Annotated in this window: 16 protein-coding genes; 9 read left to right on the top strand and 7 right to left on the bottom strand. The window is 73.8% G+C overall.

From position 1 onward, the window contains the following. The first annotated feature begins 49 nt into the window (after window positions 1-49). Window positions 50-313 (top strand): hypothetical protein, encoded by a 264-nt coding sequence (locus ACIP98_RS17950; RefSeq protein WP_319661908.1) that lies wholly within the window; start codon window positions 50-52, stop codon window positions 311-313. A 182-nt stretch (window positions 314-495) separates the two neighbouring features. Here the strand turns inward: ACIP98_RS17950 and ACIP98_RS17945 are convergent, their stop codons facing one another. From ACIP98_RS17945 to hmgA, 3 genes are read right to left on the bottom strand one after another with little or no spacing between them, the layout of a single operon-like run. Then, a complete protein-coding gene (locus tag ACIP98_RS17945) occupies window positions 496-1,731 on the bottom strand; it encodes a type ISP restriction/modification enzyme (RefSeq protein WP_319661909.1) in 1,236 nt (411 codons plus the stop codon). Between the two features lie 14 nt (window positions 1,732-1,745). Continuing rightward, on the bottom strand, window positions 1,746-2,504 hold the full coding sequence (locus tag ACIP98_RS17940) for a GntR family transcriptional regulator (protein ID WP_319661910.1): 759 nt from the start codon (window positions 2,502-2,504) through the stop codon (window positions 1,746-1,748). Beyond that, on the bottom strand, window positions 2,501-3,805 hold the full coding sequence (gene hmgA, locus ACIP98_RS17935; RefSeq protein WP_401976768.1) for a homogentisate 1,2-dioxygenase: 1,305 nt from the start codon (window positions 3,803-3,805) through the stop codon (window positions 2,501-2,503). The genes ACIP98_RS17940 and hmgA overlap by 4 nt, the downstream gene beginning before the upstream one ends. Window positions 3,806-3,883: 78 nt before the next feature. Here hmgA and ACIP98_RS17930 point away from each other — a divergent pair, with 78 nt between their 5' ends. The 4 genes from ACIP98_RS17930 to ACIP98_RS17915 all read left to right on the top strand — a co-directional run bounded on the left by ACIP98_RS17930 (window position 3,884) and on the right by ACIP98_RS17915 (window position 9,487). Continuing rightward, complete coding sequence (locus tag ACIP98_RS17930; RefSeq protein ID WP_319661913.1) at window positions 3,884-4,546, top strand: TetR/AcrR family transcriptional regulator; 663 nt, start codon at window positions 3,884-3,886, stop codon at window positions 4,544-4,546. A 103-nt stretch (window positions 4,547-4,649) separates the two neighbouring features. Then, window positions 4,650-6,884, top strand: a complete 2,235-nt coding sequence (locus ACIP98_RS17925) for a molybdopterin oxidoreductase family protein (RefSeq protein WP_401976766.1) — start codon at window positions 4,650-4,652, stop codon at window positions 6,882-6,884. A 91-nt stretch (window positions 6,885-6,975) separates the two neighbouring features. After that, window positions 6,976-8,370: an aldehyde dehydrogenase family protein gene (locus ACIP98_RS17920; protein ID WP_401976764.1), complete on the top strand. Its 1,395-nt coding sequence runs from the start codon at window positions 6,976-6,978 to the stop codon at window positions 8,368-8,370. Between the two features lie 34 nt (window positions 8,371-8,404). After that, the gene (locus tag ACIP98_RS17915; protein ID WP_401976762.1) at window positions 8,405-9,487 is read left to right on the top strand and encodes a zinc-binding dehydrogenase; all 1,083 of its coding nucleotides are present in this window, start codon (window positions 8,405-8,407) and stop codon (window positions 9,485-9,487) included. Between the two features lie 7 nt (window positions 9,488-9,494). Here ACIP98_RS17915 and ACIP98_RS17910 read toward each other — a convergent pair whose 3' ends face one another. Together ACIP98_RS17910 and ACIP98_RS17905 are read right to left on the bottom strand one after the other, a co-directional pair. After that, window positions 9,495-11,357 (bottom strand): SMI1/KNR4 family protein, encoded by a 1,863-nt coding sequence (locus ACIP98_RS17910; protein ID WP_401976760.1) that lies wholly within the window; start codon window positions 11,355-11,357, stop codon window positions 9,495-9,497. A 43-nt stretch (window positions 11,358-11,400) separates the two neighbouring features. After that, entirely contained in the window at window positions 11,401-12,036 is a 636-nt protein-coding gene (locus tag ACIP98_RS17905; protein WP_401976758.1) for a TetR/AcrR family transcriptional regulator, read from the bottom strand. A gap of 74 nt (window positions 12,037-12,110) precedes the next feature. Between ACIP98_RS17905 and ACIP98_RS17900 the strand changes: the two genes are divergently transcribed. Continuing rightward, window positions 12,111-13,262 carry an acyl-CoA dehydrogenase family protein gene (locus ACIP98_RS17900; RefSeq protein ID WP_401976756.1) on the top strand — a complete coding sequence of 384 codons (1,152 nt, stop codon included), beginning with the start codon at window positions 12,111-12,113 and terminating at the stop codon, window positions 13,260-13,262. An 83-nt stretch (window positions 13,263-13,345) separates the two neighbouring features. Further along, the gene (locus tag ACIP98_RS17895; protein ID WP_319661920.1) at window positions 13,346-13,987 is read left to right on the top strand and encodes a TetR/AcrR family transcriptional regulator; all 642 of its coding nucleotides are present in this window, start codon (window positions 13,346-13,348) and stop codon (window positions 13,985-13,987) included. Between the two features lie 4 nt (window positions 13,988-13,991). On the opposite strand, the gene ACIP98_RS17890 is transcribed toward ACIP98_RS17895, so the two are convergent. Beyond that, window positions 13,992-14,453 carry a MaoC family dehydratase gene (locus ACIP98_RS17890; protein ID WP_319661921.1) on the bottom strand — a complete coding sequence of 154 codons (462 nt, stop codon included), beginning with the start codon at window positions 14,451-14,453 and terminating at the stop codon, window positions 13,992-13,994. Window positions 14,454-14,620: 167 nt separating this feature from the next. On the opposite strand from ACIP98_RS17890, the gene ACIP98_RS17885 reads away from it, so the two are divergent. Further along, window positions 14,621-15,922, top strand: coding sequence for a glycosyltransferase 87 family protein (locus tag ACIP98_RS17885; RefSeq protein ID WP_401976754.1), 1,302 nt, complete (start codon window positions 14,621-14,623; stop codon window positions 15,920-15,922). A 9-nt stretch (window positions 15,923-15,931) separates the two neighbouring features. After that, the gene (soxR, locus tag ACIP98_RS17880; RefSeq protein ID WP_319661923.1) at window positions 15,932-16,477 is read left to right on the top strand and encodes a redox-sensitive transcriptional activator SoxR; all 546 of its coding nucleotides are present in this window, start codon (window positions 15,932-15,934) and stop codon (window positions 16,475-16,477) included. On the opposite strand, the gene ACIP98_RS17875 is transcribed toward soxR, so the two are convergent. Beyond that, a complete protein-coding gene (locus ACIP98_RS17875) occupies window positions 16,410-17,855 on the bottom strand; it encodes an amidase (RefSeq protein ID WP_319661924.1) in 1,446 nt (481 codons plus the stop codon). The genes soxR and ACIP98_RS17875 overlap by 68 nt on opposite strands. Window positions 17,856-17,897: the final 42 nt, after the last annotated feature.

Here is a 17,897-nt window from a genome sequence, read left to right as displayed (position 1 = left end):
AGGGTTACCCTGCCCGGTGCCGGGTGCCCTCGAATGGGTGGGGAGTGTCATGGATCAGATAGCAATGCGAGGCAGGGCGCGAGTGCCTGCCGTCACATGCGGGAGCAGCACGTCCAGTGCGCGGCTCGACCGCCATCTTTCGGTGCTGGCCGGTCCGGCCGTGCCGCAGCGGGAGGCGGAGGAGGCCACACTGTTGATGCGCGAGCTGACCTCGCGTGACCACGTGCGGACGAACGCCAACCGTGGAGCCCGTGTGTCGCTGTTCGCGCCGCTGCGGCGGCTGCGGCGATCCCTCTTCGGGGGCCGCGGCTGACCCGACGGCGTCCCTGACGCTTCCGCACGCGCACAGGCTCGGGCGAACACACCGTCCCGGCACCGCGCCGCATCATGTGGCGTGTCGGTGTGTTCCGTCCGGGCCTGTTGTCATGTCGACTTGTGGTCACATCGTCATGCGATCACGGTTGCCTGGGGTTGCGGTGCGGGACACGGTTCCGGTCACAGCAGGACGAACTGCCCGTCCGGGCCCTCCTCGTGGTGATCCAGCACGGACGCGGGACGCCGTGCCGCCTCCGGGACCGGCAGCACGCGCGCGGCTCGCAACTCCCCGGCGCCGATGCGGGGGCCCGCGGCCACCCGCGCGGCCAGCGCCCGGCGGCGCGGCCGCTCCTCCGCGAGCAGCGCGAGGACGCTGATCAGCTCCAGTAGTTCGGTCGTGCGGGCCCGCGGCCAGGAAGCGGGGCGCACGGCGTCCAGCGTCCCCGCCTCCCCCGGCTCCGCACGGAGGGCGAACCAGGTCTCCAGCACCCGGGTGCCGCCCGCGTGGAACTCCCAGGCGGCCTCCGGCACCGGCGCGATCCGCCCGTCCCCGACCACCAGCGCCTCCTCCTGCGCGTCCCAGGCCGGTGGCTCCTGCGGTGCGTCCGGGAGGGCGGCCCGCACGTACGGCCGCCGGCCGCCCGGCAACCGGGGATGGCCCGCCGGCCGCTCCGCCCCGGGGTCGGCGTACCGGGCGCCGCGCGTGTGCAGCCAGAGCAGCCGGCGGCCGAGCGCGACACCCTGCGCCCACAGTTCCGGTTCCGCGGTCAGCGGTACCCCGACCGGCCCGCCGCCGGTGCCCGTCGCCGCGATCCAGGCGAGCACGTCCTCCGCCGGGACCGGTACGCCCAGCCGCGCCGCGAGGTGGGCCGACAGCCCCGGCGCCAGGTTGGGGTCGGCCCCGCCGGGACGGCGGAAGAGCGGACGGACGCGGCCCGGCCGACCGGCGGGGGAGTGCCCGTCCGGCAGCAGCGCCGAGAAGGTCAGCGGCGGCCCCGGAACCTGCGGCAGCCGGGCGAGCTCGACCGCGTACACCTGGTGGGTGTCGTCGGCGACACGCCACAACTCCGGACGGGCGGCGTCGATCAGCCGCTGGTCCGGCAGCAGCCACTGCTGGTCGTACGGGCCGTGGAGCACCCGCACGGGCTCGGCGCCCGGCCCGTCCTCGCGGTCCAGCCGCGCCGTCGACACGGGGTGGCCCGGCAACTGGGCGACGGCGGTGTGCGTCGTTCGCGCCCGTGACGGGTGGAACAGACGCTCGCGCTCGGCCCCTTCGGCCCGCAGCAGCCGGTCCCAGCGGGCGGTGAGAGTGGCGGCCTCGGGAGCCAGCACCCAGGAGCGCCCCAGGCGCAGGGGCGCGGTGGACCACGGCATCAGGTCTGCCAGCGTCGGCGCTTCATCGCTCACCGTGAGCATGCTACTGACGCCCCTCAGGGTGCCTCCATCGTGACGGTGAAGGAGAAGCGGTCCCCGCGGTAGTGGATGCGCACGACGTCGACCGCGCGTCCGGACTCGTCGTAGGTCACCCCCGTGCAGTGCAGGATCGGGCTGAGCAGCGGCACCCGCAGCAGGCGCGCGGTGTCCGGATCGGCCAGGCGGGCCTCCACGGTGTCGGTGATCCGGCTGATCCGCACCCCCAGGGCGTCGCGCAGCACCTTCGTCATCGGCCAGCGGGCCAGGTCCGCGAGGTCGATCCGGGCCGCCAGCTCGGGCAGCACGAAGTTCTCCGCCCAGTTGGTCGGCTCACCCGTCTCGTCGCACCGCAGCCTGCGGTACGCCATGGTCTCGGCCACCCCGGGGAAGTACTCGGCGTACTCCGCGGGCACCGGCTCCGGTCCGTGCCCGAGCACGCTCGTGCGCTCCCCGGACTGCTGGGCCACGATCGCGTCGACCGAGCCCAGCAGCCGTACCGGGGCGCCGCGCCGCGCCGCGGGCTCGATGAACGTGCCGCGCCGGCGGTGCCGGCTGATCAGCCCCTCCTCCTCCAGTTCCTTGAGTGCCTGCCGCATGGTGAGCACGCTCACCCCGTAGTGCCCGGCCAGGACGTCCTCGGTCGGCAGCCGCAGCGGGGCGTCCGGGCGGCGGCCGAGTATCGAGGCGCGCAGCGACTGCGAGACCTGGTACCACAGGGGCAGCTTGCGGTTCAGGACCAGCGAGTCGGGGGCGAAGAGGCCGGGGCTCGTCGTCATGGCCTGAAGTGTCGCTCAAGCCCCCGCCACACGTCGTCGTACCCCCGCTGCAGATGCTCCGCCCCCAGGGCCTGCGCCGTGGGCACGACCGGCCAGCGGGTCTCGAACATGAACGCCAGACCGTCGTCGACCTTCTGCGGCTTCAACTCCGCGTCGCTGGCCCTGTCGAAGGTCGTCCGGTCCGGGCCGTGCGCCGACATCATGTTGTGCAGCGAGGCGCCGCCGGGCACGAAGCCCTCCGCCTTGGCGTCGTACGCCCCCTCGACGAGCCCCATGAACTCGCTCATCACATTGCGGTGGAAGTACGGCGGCCGGAAGGTGTCCTCGCCGACCAGCCAGCGCGGCGCGAACACCACGAAGTCGGCGTTGGCCAGGCCGGGGGTGTCGGAGGGCGAGGTCAGCACCGTGTAGATCGACGGGTCGGGATGGTCCCAGCTGACCGAGCCCAGCACATTGAAGCGGTGCAGGTCGTAGACGTACGGCACCAGGTTGCCGTGCCAGCCCACGACGTCCAGCGGCGAGTGGTCGTACTCGGCGGCCCAGAGGTTGCCGCCGAACTTGTTGACCACCTCCACCGGCTCCTCGCGGTCCTCGTACGCGGCGACCGGCGCCATGAAGTCACGGGCGTGGGCGAGCCCGTTCGCCCCGATGGGGCCGAGGTCGGGGAGGCGGAAGTGCTGCCCGTAGTTCTCGCAGACGTAGCCGCGCGCGTCGGCGTCCAGCAACTCGACGCGGAAGCGCACCCCGCGCGGGATCAGCGCGACATGCCCCGGTTCCGCGGCCAGCAGGCCGAGTTCGGTGCGCAGCAGCAGGCCGCCGCGCTCCGGCACGATCAGCAGCTCGCCGTCGGAGGACGAGAACACCCGGGCGTCCATGGAGCGGTTGGCGGCGTACCAGTGGATGCCGATGCCCTCGCGGCGCAGCACATCGCCGTTCCCACCGACGGTGACCAGGCCGTCCACGAAGTCCGCCGGGCCCTGCGGTATCGGCAGCGGACTCCAGCGCAGCCGGTTGGGATCGGCCTCGGCCTCCTGGAAGGGACCGCTGCGCAGGGCGCCGTTCGCGATCCGCCGGAAGGGCGGATGCGCGGCCGAGGGGCGGATGCGGTACAGCCACGAGCGGCGGTTGTGATGCCGCGGCTCGGTGAACGCGGTGCCGCTCAACTGCTCCGCGTACAACCCGAGCGGCGCGCGCTGCGGGGAGTTGCGGCCCACCGGGACGGCGCCCGGCACGGCCTCGCTGACGTGCTCGTTGCCGAAGCCCGGAAGGTACTCCAGGTCCTTGATCTCAGTGTTGGTCACGATTCCTATGGTCAAGCAGAGGAATCCGGCCCGCAAGGGGTCGCCGGGCACCTGTGGAAAACCGGTACGACCGGCATGATGAATCCCGTGCAGAGCAGTGGCAGCGGTCTTCGGCGGGTCCCCGTCCAGCAGCGCAGCGCCGAACGCCTCGCCCGCATCCTCGACGTGGCGGCGGCGGTCCTCGACGAGGGCGGATACGAGGAGCTCAGCACCCGTGCCGTGGCCGCCCGGGCCGGGGTGCCGATCGGTTCGGTCTACCGCTTCTTCTCCAACAAGCGCGCGATGGCCGACGCGCTGGCCCGCCGCAACCTGGAGAAGTACCTCGCCGGTGTCACCGCCCGCCTCGACGCCGTCGACCCCGGTCCCGGTTCCGGTTCCGCCGCCGGCGCGGGCGCCGGCGACTGGCGCCGCCTGATCGACGTCGTCGTCGACCACTACGTCGCCATGCGCCGCACGGTCCCCGGCTTCGCCCTGGTCAGCTTCGCCGGTCCCGTCCCGGGCGCCGCGGCCAACGACGAGGCCAACCACCTGCTCGCCGACGGCCTGCGGTCGCTGCTCGCGGGCCGGCTCGGCGCCACGGGCGACCAGCGACGGCTGCGCACCGCCTTCGTGGTGGGCGTCGAGGCGGCCGACGCGCTGCTGAAGCTGGCCTTCCGCACCGACCCGGAGGGTGACACCGTCCTCATCGCCGAGACCAAGGAACTGCTGCGGGCCTACCTCGCCCGCGTCCTGGACGCCTGAAACGCCCCTGGGAGGCCCGGGCCCGCGGGATCGCTACCCGACATGCCTACCGGTCGGTATGGTGTGCCCGACGAGGATGTCTCCGGTCACCCGGGAGGGCCCGATGGCCAGCAGCCGTACCGCTCTGCGTATCTGTCCGCTGTGCGAGGCCACGTGCGGCCTGACGCTGACGATCGAGGACGACCGCGTCACCCGCGCCCGCGGCGACCGCGACGACGTCTTCAGCGCGGGCTTCATCTGCCCCAAGGGCGCCTCCTTCGGCGAGGTCGACGGCGATCCCGACCGGCTGACCGCGCCCCTTGTGCGGCGCGACGGCCGGCTCGCGGAGGCCACCTGGCCCGAGGCGTGGGAGGCGGTGGCCGCCGGTCTCGGCCGGGTGCTCGCCGAGCACGGCCGGGCCGCCTCCGCCGTCTACCTCGGCAACCCCAACGTGCACACCGTCGCGGGCGGCCTCTACCCGCCGACGGTCGTCCGCGCCCTCGGCACCCGCAACGTCTTCTCGGCCAGCACCCTGGACCAGATGCCCAAGCAGGCCGCCTGCGGTCACCTGTACGGCGACGCGCTGGCCGTCCCGGTCCCCGACCTGGACCGCACCGACCACTTGGTCGTCATCGGCGGCAACCCCATGGTCTCCAACGGCAGTCTCGCCACGGCCGCCGACTTCCCCGGCAAGCTCAAGGCACTGCGCCGGCGCGGCGGCAGGCTCACCGTCATCGACCCCAAGCGCACCCGCACCGCCGAACTCGCCGACCGGCACCTCGCCCCGCGCCCCGGCACCGACGCCGCTCTGCTCTTCGCCCTCGTCCACGTGCTGTTCGAGGAACGGCTGACCGACCTCGGCCGCCTCGCCGAGCACGTCACCGGGGTCGAGGAGGTCCGGGCACTGGCACGCGACTTCGCCCCTGAGAGCGTCGCCGCCCACTGCGACGTCCCCGCCGCACAGATCCGCACCCTCGCCCGCGATCTCGCAGCCGCCCCGACGGCCGCCGTCTACGGACGTCTGGGCAGCACCGCCGTCCGGTTCGGGACCGTCGCCAGCTGGCTGATCGACGTGCTCAACATCCTCACCGGCAACCTCGACCGCCCCGGCGGGGCCATGTTCCCGCTGCCGCCCACCGCCCGTGCGCCACGCCCGCCCCGCCCCGGCCGCGGCTTCACGACCGGGCGCTGGCACAGCAGGGTCTCCGGTCACCCCGAGGTCGCCTCCGAACTGCCCGCCGCCGCGCTCGCCGAGGAGATCGACACCCCCGGGGAGGGCCGCGTCCGCGCGCTGGTCACCATCGCCGGCAATCCCGTCCTGTCCGCCCCCGACGGCGAACGCCTCGACCGGGCCCTGGCCGGGCTGGACTTCATGGTCAGCGTGGACCCGTACCTCAACGAGACCACCCGGCACGCGGACGTCGTGCTGCCGCCGCCCCCGCCGTCGCGCAGCGCGCACTACGACTTCGCGTTCACCCATTTCTCCGTGCGCAACAACGCCCGCTACAGCCCGCCGCCGGTGCCTGTGGAGGACGGGCGCCCGGACGAGCCGGAGATCCTGGCCCGCCTCGCCCTCGTCATCGGCGGCCTCGGGGCGGACGCGGATCCCGCCCTCGTCGACGAACAGGCGATCACCCATCGCCTCGGCAAGGAGACCGCCGACCCGCACTCTCCGGTCCACGGCCGGGAACCCGCCGAACTGGCCGCGCAACTGACCGGGCGTACGGGCTACGAGCGGCGGCTCGACATGATGCTGCGCCTGGGCCCCTACGGCGACGGCTTCGGTGCCGACGCGCGGGGACTCACGCTCCAGCGGCTGCTGGAACGGCCGCACGGCATCGACCTCGGCCCGCTGCGCCCCCGCATTCCGGAGATCCTGCGCACCGCCTCCGGCACGATCGAGCTGGCGCCCGCCGCCGTCACCGCCGACGTCCCCCGACTGCTGGAGTCGGTCACCGGGCGCGCCGGAGACGGCCTGGTCCTCGTCGGCCGCCGCCATCTGCGCTCCAACAACAGCTGGATGCACAACGTCCCGGCGCTGACCGGCGGCACCAACCGCTGCACGCTCCAGGTCCACCCGCAGGACGCCGCGCGCCTCGGGCTCACCGACGCGGCCCCCGCCCGGATCAAGGGCGACGGCGGCGAGATCGAGGCGCCCGTGGAGGTCACCGACGCGATGCGGCCCGGCGTGGTGAGCCTCCCGCACGGCTGGGGACACGACCGGGACGGCACCCGGCTCACGGTCGCCGCCCGTACCCCCGGCGCCAACCTCAACCAACTGCTCGACGGCAGTCTCCTCGACCCGCTGTCGGGCACGGCCGTTCTCAACGGCTTCCCCGTCCAGGTCGCCCCCGCGTGATCCACTGCACGGAGTGCCGCCCTGGCACCAGAAAACTATCGGCGCTAGTTTGGGTGGGCCACGGCACAGGCGCCGCCCGGGAGGACAACGGATGAAGCCGCACGACGGGATGTACATCGACGGCGAGTGGCGGCCCGCCGCAGGCACGGAGACGATCGACGTCGTCAACCCGGCCGACGAGCAGGTGTTCGCCACCGTGCCCGCCGGCACCGACGCCGACGTGGACGCCGCGGTGCGCGCCGCCCGCGCGGCCCTCCCCGGCTGGGCCGGTACCGCCCCCGCCGACCGGGCCGCCCGCATCGCCGCGCTGCGCGACGTGCTCGCCGGGCGCCGCGACGAGATCGCCGAGACCGTCGCCGCCGAACTGGGCGCGCCCCTGGCCTTCGCCCAGGCCGTCCACGCCGACCTCCCGATCAAGGTCGCCGGTTCGTACGCCGAACTCGCCGCCGGGCACGCGTTCGAGGAGCGGATCGGCAACTCCACCGTGTTCCACGAGCCGGTCGGCGTCGTCGGCGCGATCACGCCCTGGAACTACCCGCTGCACCAGATCGTCGCCAAGGTCGCCCCCGCCCTCGCCGCCGGCTGCACCGTCGTGCTCAAGCCCGCCGAGGACACGCCGCTGGTCGCGCAGCTCTTCGCCGACTCCGTCCACGAAGCGGGCCTGCCCGCCGGGGTGTTCAACCTCGTCACCGGTCTCGGCCCGGTCGCGGGACAGGCGCTCGTCGCCCACCCCGGCGTCGACCTGGTGTCGTTCACCGGCTCCACGGCCGTCGGCAAGCAGATCGCCGCCACCGCCGGGGCCGCGGTCAAGCGCGTCGCGCTGGAGCTCGGCGGCAAATCCGCCAATGTCATCCTCCCGACCGCCGACCTCGCCAAGGCCGTCAACGTCGGCGTCGCGAACGTCATGTCCAACACCGGGCAGACCTGTAGCGCCTGGACCCGCATGCTCGTCCATCGCGAGCGCTACGACGAGGCCGTCGCCCTCGCCGCGGCCGCCGCCGCCAAGTACGTTCCCGGCGAGCGCATCGGCCCCGTCGTCAACGCCGAGCAGCAGGCCCGGGTGCGCGGCTACATCGAGCAGGGCATCGCCGAGGGCGCCCGGCTCGTGGCCGGCGGCCCCGAGGCGCCCCGCCCGCTCGGCTACTGGGTCAGCCCCACGATCTTCGCCGACGTCACCCCCGGCATGACCATCGCGCAGGAGGAGATCTTCGGCCCGGTCCTGTCCATCCTGGCGTACGAGGACGAGGACGACGCCCTGCGCATCGCGAACGGCACCGTCTACGGCCTCGCGGGTGCCGTGTGGGCCGGCGACGACGCCGAGGCCGTCGCCTTCGCCCGGCGCATGGAGACCGGCCAGGTCGACATCAACGGCGGTCGCTTCAACCCGCTGGCCCCCTTCGGCGGTTACAAGCAGTCCGGCGTCGGCCGCGAACTCGGCCCGCACGGCCTGGCGGAGTACCTCCAGACCAAGTCCCTCCAGTTCTGACGCCCCCGAACCCCTGAGCGCAGGAGAAAACACCGTGGTCCGCGCCGCCGTCCTGTCCGCCGTCAACGCGCCCCTGGCCATCGCCGACATCGAGCTGCCCGAACCCGGCCCCGGCCAGGTCCGGGTGCGCCTCGCGGCGGCCGGTGTATGCCACTCCGATCTGTCGCTGTCCAACGGCACGCTGCGCCAGCCGGTACCCGCCGTCCTCGGCCACGAGGGCGCGGGCACGGTCGTCTCGGTCGGTGAGGGCGTCACCGGCCTCGCGCCCGGCGACCCCGTCGTCCTCAACTGGGCACCCTCCTGCGGCGCCTGCCACTACTGCGGCCTCGGCGAGCCCTGGCTCTGCGCCAACGCGGGCGCGGCCGCCGCCGCGCCCTACGCCAAGCTCGCCTCCGGCGGCGACGAGCTCTACCCGGGCCTGGGCACGGCGGCCTTCGCCGAGGAGACCGTGGTCGCGGCCTCCGCGGTGCTGCCGCTGCCCGACGGCGTCCCGCTCACCGAGGCCGCGCTGCTGGGCTGCGCCGTCCTCACCGGCTACGGCGCCGTCCACCACTCCGCCGCCGTCCGTCCCGGCGAGTCCGTCGTCGTCTTCGGCGTGGGCGGCGTGGGCCTCGCCGTGCTCCAGGCCGCCCGCATCGCGGGCGCGGGGACGATCCTCGCCGTCGACGTCTCCCCGGCCAAGGAGGAACTCGCCCTGGCCGCCGGCGCCACCGAGTTCCTGGTCGCCGGTGACGACATCGCCAAACGCGTCCGCGCGCTGACCGGTGGCCACGGCGCCGACGTCGCCATCGAGTGCGTCGGACGCGCGGACACCATCCGCGCCGCCTGGTCCTCCACGCGGCGGGGCGGCCGCACAACGGTCGTCGGCATCGGCGGCAAGGGGGATGTGGTGTCCTTCTCCGCCCTGGAGCTCTTCCACTTCGGCCGCACGCTGTCGGGCTGCGTCTACGGCAACAGCGACCCCGCCCGCGACCTGCCCGTCCTCGCCGGCCACATCCGCGCCGGCCGCCTGGACCTCTCCGCCATGGTCACCGAACGCATCGCCCTGGAGGCCATCCCGGCCGCCTTCGACGCGATGCTCGCGGGGCGCGGCGGCCGCGCCCTGGTGGTGTTCTGAGGCCCGCTCACCCTCGACCGGCCGTCACGGTCACCTGCCCGTCATCCGGTCCCGGGGGCCGCGTCCACGCGTGGGTCGTGAAGGTCGGCAGGCGGCTCCGCGTCAGGGCGAAGCGCGGCAGCGTCACCCCGAACGCGGCGGCGATCGCCCCCAGGGCACGCAGTTCACCCTCTCTCGGGAAGTCCTCGGGGCAGAAGAGACGACCCGGATCGAGGTCCGGCGGCACACTGCCGCTCCGCCGGACCCCGGTGCCGTGCACGGTGAACGCGTAGGACTCCTCGCCCTTCTCGGCGACCGACAGGTGGAAGAGGTCGGACGACCTCGACCCGTGGGCCCCTCCCGGGCAGCCCCAGACCACGACGGCGCGTCCGGCCCGGGACGCGGCGGCCGCCGGCGAGACGAACCGTGCCTCGTCGAAGGCGGGCGGCAGCCCGTCGAAGGCAAAGCACCAGCCCCCGCCGGCGCTGCCGGCGGCCATGCGTGTCGCGCCCATGGAGCGCGAGTTCGTGCGGGAGGCGCCCCGGAGGAGTCCGTCGTCCCCCTCCGTCCCCAGCAGCCCGGGCAGCGCGTCCGGGGGCGCGCCCTCCACGAGGACGAAGCGGTAACCGCGTCGGTTCCCCATGGTGGACGGGAGCCAGAGGAGGCCGGCCGGATCGGCGTCGGCGGCGGGTTGCGGCCTCACTCCCGCCTCGCCGGCGCGCGGGGTGGCCAGCAGTTCCTCTCCGCGCTCCGGCGTGATCAGCGGCCCGAGGACCGGGTCCGCGAGCAGACCCAGCGGAGCGAGCAGAGCCGGACCCGCCGGCTCCCAGTCCGGCAGCGCGGCGCGCAGGGTGCGCCATGCCTCGTCGGTGCCACCCCAGCGCGCCTGCTCCCACGCCCGGTCGACGGCCTCCCCGAAGGCGCCCGGCGCCGTGTAGCGGAAGGTCTCCTCCCGCATGCTCCGCAGCAACTCCTGGCCCAGGGTGCGGACCTCGCCGGAGGCATCCCGTACGACCGACTCCCACGAGGCGTCGTCACGTCGGTCCCTTACGTGCTCGGCGGCCAGGAGCGCCAACAGGTCGTGCGCGTACACGGGGTCGAGCGCGGGCCCGCCGAGACCGGTCGTCCGGCCTCCGACCAGCAGCCGCCGTATCTGGGCGCGCAGCGGCTCCGCGCCCGGCCGTCCGTACTCCTCCGCCTCCCTGAGCGCCGTCTCGGCCCGCTCGTACCGTCCGCCCAGTGCGTCGCGCCGGGCGTCCTCCACCGCGGCGTCCAGCGCCCGCGTCGTCGAGTTGGCGAACTCCCCTCCGCCGCGGGCGCTGTGGATCACGGACGACCGGTGGAACGCCCGGTACCCGCCCTCCATGAAATCCCGGAACGACGCGTACCGCGTGGGCGGATGTCCCGACCAGACGTCGAAGCAGGAGACTGCCCATTCCCCGTCCTCGTCCGTGTCGCCTGGGTCCATGAGCACGTGGACGGCGTCGGACGTGTCGTTCACGTGCAGGGCCCGCCCCCACATGCCGGCGCGGACCACGTCCTGCGGTGACGGAACCTCGTCCGGATCGACCCTGTGGATGTCCGCGAACCCGCTGGCGTCCTCGAACCACCGCGTCCCCTCGGCGCCGACGAGCCGTGGGACAGTCCTGCCCGCGTGCCGCCACCCGTCGCTCACCTCGAGGAACGCCCGGTAGGACGGCGGCAGTCGGCGCCCCAGCCGCTCCTCCGCCAGAGCGATGCGCTCCGCGTCCGCCGGGGCGAAGCCCAGCCAGCGGTCGCGCACCGCCGCCGCGTCGTCCTCGGAGAGGGAGTCGTCCGGGTCCTGGGCGTCGGCCCACTCCTCGCTCCAGCGCACGAGGAAGGACCGCCAGTCGAAGGCCGTGTCCGTCATGGGCCGATCGTCGCACCGGCCACCGACAACGGGCCCCGGCCGCTCAGCGCGGCAGCGCCGCGAACTGCACCGCCAGCCCGTCCACCAGGGCCCGCAGCCCGGTTTCGAACGCGCCCTCGTCCACCCGCTGCTGATGTTCCGCCAGCAGGTGCGCCTGCCCCAGGTGCGGGTAGTCCGCCGGGTCGTACGCGGACGCGTCGTCGACGAACCCCCGCGCGAACGAGCCCAGCGCCGACCCCGCCACGAAGTACCGCATGAGCGCGCCCACCCGGGTCGCGTGGGCCGGCGGCCAGCCCGCCGCCGTCATGCCGCCGAAGACCGCGTCGGCCATGCGCAGGCCCGCGGGGCGGCGGCCGGGTCCCTGGGCGAGGAACGGCACGATGTGGGGGTGCGCGGCGAGGGCGGCGCGGTAGGACCGCGCCCAGTCCACCAGCGCGTCACGCCAGTCGCGGCCGTCCTCGAACATGGCGAGGTCCACCTCGGCGACGACGGCGTCGGCGACCGCGTCCAGGATCCCGTCCTTCGTCGTGAAGTGGTTGTACAGGCTCGGCCCGCTGACCCCGAGCTCCGCGGCGAGCCGCCGGGTGGAGACGGCCGCCAGCCCCTCCGCGTCCACCAGCGCGAGCGCCGCGGCGACGATGCGCTCGCGGCTGAGCAGGGGCTTGCGGGGACGGGCCATGCGGCACATAGTAGAGGCTGCGAGCAGGAAACTAGCACTGCTAATTAACGAGTGGATCAACACCGGGGTGCGTCGTGAACCTTGAGCTGTCCGAGGAGCAGGCCGCGGTCCGCCGCCTGGCCGCAGACTTCACCGAGCGCGAGATCGCGCCGCACGCGATGGCCTGGGACCGCGCCGAGAGCGTGGACCGCGGCATCGTGAAGAAACTGGGCGCGGTGGGCTTCCTCGGCCTCACCGTCCCGGAGGAGTACGGCGGCTCGGGCGGCGACCACCTCGCGTACTGCCTGGTCACCGAGGAGCTGGGCCGCGGGGACTCGTCCGTGCGCGGCATCGTCTCGGTCTCGCTCGGCCTCGTCGCGAAGTCCGTCGCCCACTGGGGCACCGAGGAGCAGAAGCGATCCTGGCTGCCCCGGCTGACCTCCGGCGAGGCCGTCGGCTGCTTCGGCCTCACCGAACCCGGCACCGGCTCGGACGCCGCCCACCTCACCACCCGGGCCACCCGGGACGGCGGCGACTGGGTGATCAACGGCACCAAGATGTTCATCACCAACGGCACCTGGGCCGACGTCGTCCTGCTCTTCGCCCGCACCAATGACACCCCCGGTCACAAGGGCGTCAGCGCCTTCCTCGTGCCCACCGACACCCCTGGCCTCACCCGCCGCGAGATCCACGGCAAGCTCGGCCTGCGCGGCCAGGCGACCGCCGAGCTGGTGCTCGAGGACGTGCGCGTACCGGACTCCTCGATGATCGCGCCCGAGGGCAAGGGCTTCTCGGTGGCGATGTCGGCACTGGCCAAGGGCCGGATGTCGGTGGCCGCCGGCTGCGTGGGCATCGCCCAGGCGGCCCTGGACGCCGCCGTGGGCTACGCCAAGGAGCGCGAGCAGTTCGGCCGGCCCATCGCCGCCCACCAGCTGGTGCAGGAGCTGATCGCCGACATCGCCCTCGACGTGGACGCCGCCCGCCTGCTGACCTGGCGCGTCGCCGACCTCATCGACCGCGGGCAGCCGTTCGCGGCGGAGTCGTCCAAGGCCAAGCTCTTCGCCAGCGAGGCGGCCGTGCGCTGCGCCAACAACGCGCTGCAGGTGTTCGGCGGCTACGGCTACATCGACGAGTACCCGGTCGGCAAGCTGCTGCGCGACGCCCGTGTGATGACCCTGTACGAGGGCACGAGCCAGATCCAGAAGCTGCTCATCGGCCGTGACCTGACCGGGGTCTCGGCGTTCTGACCGGGCCCGGCCGCCGCCCGTCCCCGTTCGACCGACCGCTCGGAATCTAAGCGCTTGCTCAGTGGGCATGTAGGGTGTCCGCCATGGACGTGGAGGCGGAGCGGTCGGAGCGGACCGAGGCATGGACCGGCATCACCCCTGATGCCGCCCGGCGGCTGGTCATCGCCGCGGTCGAGGCGTTCGCGGAGCGCGGCTACCACGCGACGACCACCCGCGACATCGCCGGCCGCGCCGGCATGAGCCCGGCGGCGCTCTACATCCACTACAAGACCAAGGAAGAGCTGCTCTACCAGATCAGCGTGGTCGGCCACCGGCTCTCCCTCGGGCTGCTCCAGGACGCCGCCGGCGGCGAGGGCTCCCCGGCCGGGCGCCTGGCCGACGCCGTGCGCGCGTTCGTCCGCTGGCACGCCGAGCACCACACCACCGGACGGGTCGTGCAGTACGAGTTGGGCGCGCTCGGCCCCGAGCACTACACCGAGATCGTGGAACTGCGCCGGCAGAGCGAGGCGGCGGTCCGCTCGATCCTGCGCGACGGAGTGCGGACGGGGGAGTTCGACGTCCCCGACGTCTCCGGCACGACCGTCGCGCTGCTGTCGCTCTGCATCGACGTGGCCCGCTGGTTCAACCCGGGCGGGCGCCGCACGCCGGACGGGATCGGCGCGCTCTACGCCGATCTCGCCCTGCGCATGGTCGGGTACGGCCCGGCCGGCTCAGGCCGGGAGTGAGGCCTCAGAGGTAGAAGCGCACGACCGTCTCGGCGACGCAGACCGGCTTGTCGCCGCCCTCGCGCTCAAGGGTGATGCGGGCGACGAGCTGTGCTCCGCCGGGCACTTCGGTGACCTCGGCCACCTGGCCCGTGGCACGCAGTCGCGAACCCACCGGTACGGGTGAGGGGAAGCGCACCTTGTTGACGCCGTAGTTGACGCCCATCTTCACGCCCTCGACGCGCATCAGTTCGGGGGTGAAGGAGGGGATCAGCGACAGCGTCAGGTAGCCGTGCGCGATGGTGGTGCCGAAGGGGCCCTGCGCCGCCTTCTCCGGATCCACGTGGATCCACTGGTGGTCGCCGGTGGCGTCCGCGAAGAGGTCGATCCGCTTCTGGTCGATCTCCAGCCAGTCGGTCGTGCCGAGTTCCTCGCCGACGGCGGCCTTCAGTTCGTCCACCGACGTGAAGATCCTGGGCTGTCCCATGTCATGCCTCCCGTACTGTCCAAGCGCTTGCTCAGCATGCTGCGACGGGCCGATCCCTGTCAACGCCCCGCCCTCCGGCGCGTATCACGAAGCCTCCGTCCGGTTTGTGGCTATCTTGCATAGCCATATGCCCCGAATGTGGCGTTGTGGCGGTGGAGGAGGCGGCAGTGGCCGAGGCCCGGACGGAGACCAGCCCGCACGACTGGGACACAACGGAGGTCCGGTACGGCAGCGGGCCGTCCGTCCCCGGTGAACGCCGCGTCCTGCTGCGGCCGTCCACCTGGCCGCAGGCCTGGGTCGCGCTCGGCGCGTACTGGCTCTCCAGCCGGGTGGTCATGCTCGCGCTGCTGCGGGCCGGGCACGGGGACATCGCGCGCGAGGTCTACTACCTCTACCAGCACTGGAGTCACGGCTTCGAACGCGGAACGTACCCGGTGCGCGACGTCACATGGCAGTACCCGCCCGGCGCCGCCCTGGTGATGCTGACGCCCGCGCTGCTGCCGGGCCTGAGCTACCTGCAGGGCTTCGTCCTGCTCTCGCTCCTCGGTGACGCCCTCGTGCTGGCCGCCCTCCTGCGGGCCGGGTGGAACCGGCCCGGCCGCAGCATCGCGGGGGCCTGGATGTGGGTGCTGGGGCTGCCCCTGCTGATGCACCTGCCCTACTCCCGCTACGACCTCCTGGTCACCGCCGTCGCCGTGTGCGCGCTGCTCGCGGTGCCCGTGCGGCCCCGGCTGGGCGGCGCCCTCGTCGGGCTCGCCGCCATGATCAAGCTCTGGCCCGCGCTCACCGTGCTCGGCACCCCGCGGGGCCGCACGACCCGCCAGGCGTGGACCGCGGTGGGCGTCTCGGCGGCCGCCCTGCTCGCGGTGCTGACCGTCTTCTTCCGCGGCGCCACCGGCTTCGTCGCCGCCCAGCACCACCGCGGGGTCGAGGTCGAGTCGCTCGGCGGCACCTTTCTGCACGTCGCGGGACTGCTCGGCTGGCCCGGCCGGGTGCGGGCGCACTACGGCTCCATGGAGTTCATCGGCCCGTACGTCACCTGGGTGGCCACCGCCTCGCTCGCGCTCACCGGCGCGGCCCTGGTGTGGCTGCTGGTGTGGCGGCTGAGGGCGGCCCGCTGGACGCCGGCCACCCCCTACGACGCCGCCATGACCGCCGTGCTGCTCTTCACCGTGACCAGCCGCGTCATCAGCCCGCAGTACCTGATCTGGCTGATCGGGCTCGCCGCCGTCTGCCTGACGATGCGGCAGACGACGCAGCGCCCGGTGACCGTCCTGCTGCTGCTCGCCACCGCCGTCACCACGGTCGACTACCCGCTGTTCTTCGAGGAGGTCGTCAGCAACTCCTGGCAGGGCACCAGCGTCGTCGCGATCCGCAACGCCCTGCTCGTCGGCGCGGCCGCGATGTCCTGCGCCCGGCTGTGGCGGGCGAGCGTCCCGCGCCGCAAGAAACTCACGACGCTCTCGTAGAGTCGGGGCATGGCCGCCCTCCCCACCGAACAACGCGAACTGACCGTCGGCCAGCTCAGCGCACGCAGCGGCGCGGCGGTCTCGGCACTGCACTTCTACGAGTCCAAAGGACTGATCCGCAGCCGGCGCACCGCCGGCAACCAGCGCCGCTACACCCGCGACGCGCTGCGCCGGGTCGCCTTCATCCGGGCCTCCCAGCGGGTCGGCATGCCCCTCGCGGCGATCCGCGAGGCCCTGGACGGCCTGCCCGCGGGACGCACCCCCGACCGGGCCGACTGGGCACGGCTGTCCGCGGGCTGGCGGTCCGAACTCGACGCCCGCATCGAGCAGCTGACCCGGCTGCGCGACAGCCTCGACGACTGCATCGGCTGCGGCTGCCTCTCCCTGGACCGCTGCGCCCTGTCCAACCCCGGCGACGTACTCGGCGACCAGGGGCCGGGCGCGCGGCGGCTGCTCGCCGGGCAGCCGCCGCGCCCCGCCGCGGCGACTACCAGAGCGCGGGCCTGCGCGCGGCCCACGGACGGGCCGCCTCCAGCTGCGCCGACAGCGAGATGAGCGTGGCCTCGTCCCCGTAGCGGCCGCCGAACATCACACCGATCGGCAGGCCCCCCTCGGTCCAGTGCAGCGGCACGTTCACCGCCGGCTGGCCCGTGGCGTTGAAGATCGGCGTGAACGGCGTGAAGGCCGCGAGCCCCGCGAACTCCGCGGCCGGGTCGCCGTCGTGACGCAGTCCCGTGGGGCCCACCGGCGCCGGCGGCTGCGCCAGCGTCGGGGTCAGCACCAGGTCGTACGAGGACAGCAGCGCGTCCGCGATCAACTGCCCCAGTGCGCGGAACGCGTACAGCGACGCCGCGAAGTCCGGCCCCGAGACCTTGGCGCCCTCGGCGCGCAGGTGCCGGGTCAGCGGCATCAGCAGTTCCTCCTGCTCCGGCGCGACCGGGTAGACGGTGGCCATCACGCCCCACACGCGGGTGAAGGCGTCCAGGATCGCGCCGTCGACGGGCAGATCCACCTCGTCGACCTGGTGGCCGAGCTCGCGCAGCAGTTCCGCCGTGCCGTCGTACGCCGCACGGCAGTCCGGGTGCAGTTCGGCACCCGGAACCGGCGGCTGGGGCAGCCCCACCACCCGCAGCGGGCCGGGCTCCCGCGCGGCGTAGGAGGCGAACGTCTCGCCGGGCGGCAGCGACGGCGCGCCGTACGGGTCGCCCGGCATCCCACCCGCCAGCACGTCCAGCAGCGTCGCGGCGTCCGCGACGGTGCGGGCGAGCGGTCCGCTCGTGCTCAGCCCGCTGACGTCGTGCTGCACCGGCCCCGCGCTGACCCGGCCGCGGCTCGGCTTGATGCCGAACAGACCGCAGACGGAGGCGGGGATGCGGATGGAACCGCCGCCGTCGCTGCCCTGGGCGACCGGCGCCAGCCCCGCGGAGACGGCGGCCGCCGCGCCGCCGCTGGAGCCGCCGGCGGACCGCTCCAGGTCCCATGGGGTGCGGGCGGGCGGGGCCAGCCGGTTCTCGGTGTAGCAGGGCAGTCCGAACTCGGGGGTGTTGGTCTTGCCCAGCAGGACCGTGCCGGCGGCGCGCAGTTTCGCCGCGACGTGGTCGTCGACGTCCGGTACGTGGTCGGCGTAGGCCCGCGAGCCGAGCGTGCAGCGCACGCCCGCGACGAAGTTGAGGTCCTTCACGGGGACGGGCACGCCGTGCAGCGGCGACAACTCCTCGTGGCGGCCCTCGCGGCGGGCCGCCAGCGTCTCCGACTCGGCGTCGGCGGCCTGCTTGCGGGCGATTTCCGGGGTGACCGTGATGTAGGCGCCGACGGTGTCGTTGAGGCGGTCGACGCGGGCCAGGTAGTGGTCGGTGAGCTCGACCGGGGACACCTCCCCGGCCCGGATCGCGGCGCCCTGCTCCCGTGCGGTCAGATCGTGCAGCTCGGCCATGCCGGTACCGTCCCGTCCCACGTCGATGGACCTGCGACGGCA

This window comes from Streptomyces sp. NPDC088354, from assembly GCF_044753585.1.
In the GTDB taxonomy this organism is placed as follows: domain Bacteria; phylum Actinomycetota; class Actinomycetes; order Streptomycetales; family Streptomycetaceae; genus Actinacidiphila.
The sequence above is the reverse complement of the archived record's forward strand: the minus strand, read 5'-3'. Positions and strand labels throughout refer to the sequence as shown.

Coding starts and splice junctions, on each gene's coding strand:
- ACIP98_RS17950 (WP_319661908.1), top strand. CDS start 50: ATGGATCAGATAGCAATGCGAGGCAGGGCGCGAGTGCCTGCCGTCACA.
- ACIP98_RS17945 (WP_319661909.1), bottom strand. CDS start 1,731: ATGCTCACGGTGAGCGATGAAGCGCCGACGCTGGCAGACCTGATGCCG.
- ACIP98_RS17940 (WP_319661910.1), bottom strand. CDS start 2,504: ATGACGACGAGCCCCGGCCTCTTCGCCCCCGACTCGCTGGTCCTGAAC.
- ACIP98_RS17930 (WP_319661913.1), top strand. CDS start 3,884: ATGAATCCCGTGCAGAGCAGTGGCAGCGGTCTTCGGCGGGTCCCCGTC.
- ACIP98_RS17925 (WP_401976766.1), top strand. CDS start 4,650: ATGGCCAGCAGCCGTACCGCTCTGCGTATCTGTCCGCTGTGCGAGGCC.
- ACIP98_RS17920 (WP_401976764.1), top strand. CDS start 6,976: ATGAAGCCGCACGACGGGATGTACATCGACGGCGAGTGGCGGCCCGCC.
- ACIP98_RS17910 (WP_401976760.1), bottom strand. CDS start 11,357: ATGACGGACACGGCCTTCGACTGGCGGTCCTTCCTCGTGCGCTGGAGC.
- ACIP98_RS17905 (WP_401976758.1), bottom strand. CDS start 12,036: ATGGCCCGTCCCCGCAAGCCCCTGCTCAGCCGCGAGCGCATCGTCGCC.
- ACIP98_RS17895 (WP_319661920.1), top strand. CDS start 13,346: ATGGACGTGGAGGCGGAGCGGTCGGAGCGGACCGAGGCATGGACCGGC.
- ACIP98_RS17890 (WP_319661921.1), bottom strand. CDS start 14,453: ATGGGACAGCCCAGGATCTTCACGTCGGTGGACGAACTGAAGGCCGCC.
- soxR (WP_319661923.1), top strand. CDS start 15,932: ATGGCCGCCCTCCCCACCGAACAACGCGAACTGACCGTCGGCCAGCTC.
- ACIP98_RS17875 (WP_319661924.1), bottom strand. CDS start 17,855: ATGGCCGAGCTGCACGATCTGACCGCACGGGAGCAGGGCGCCGCGATC.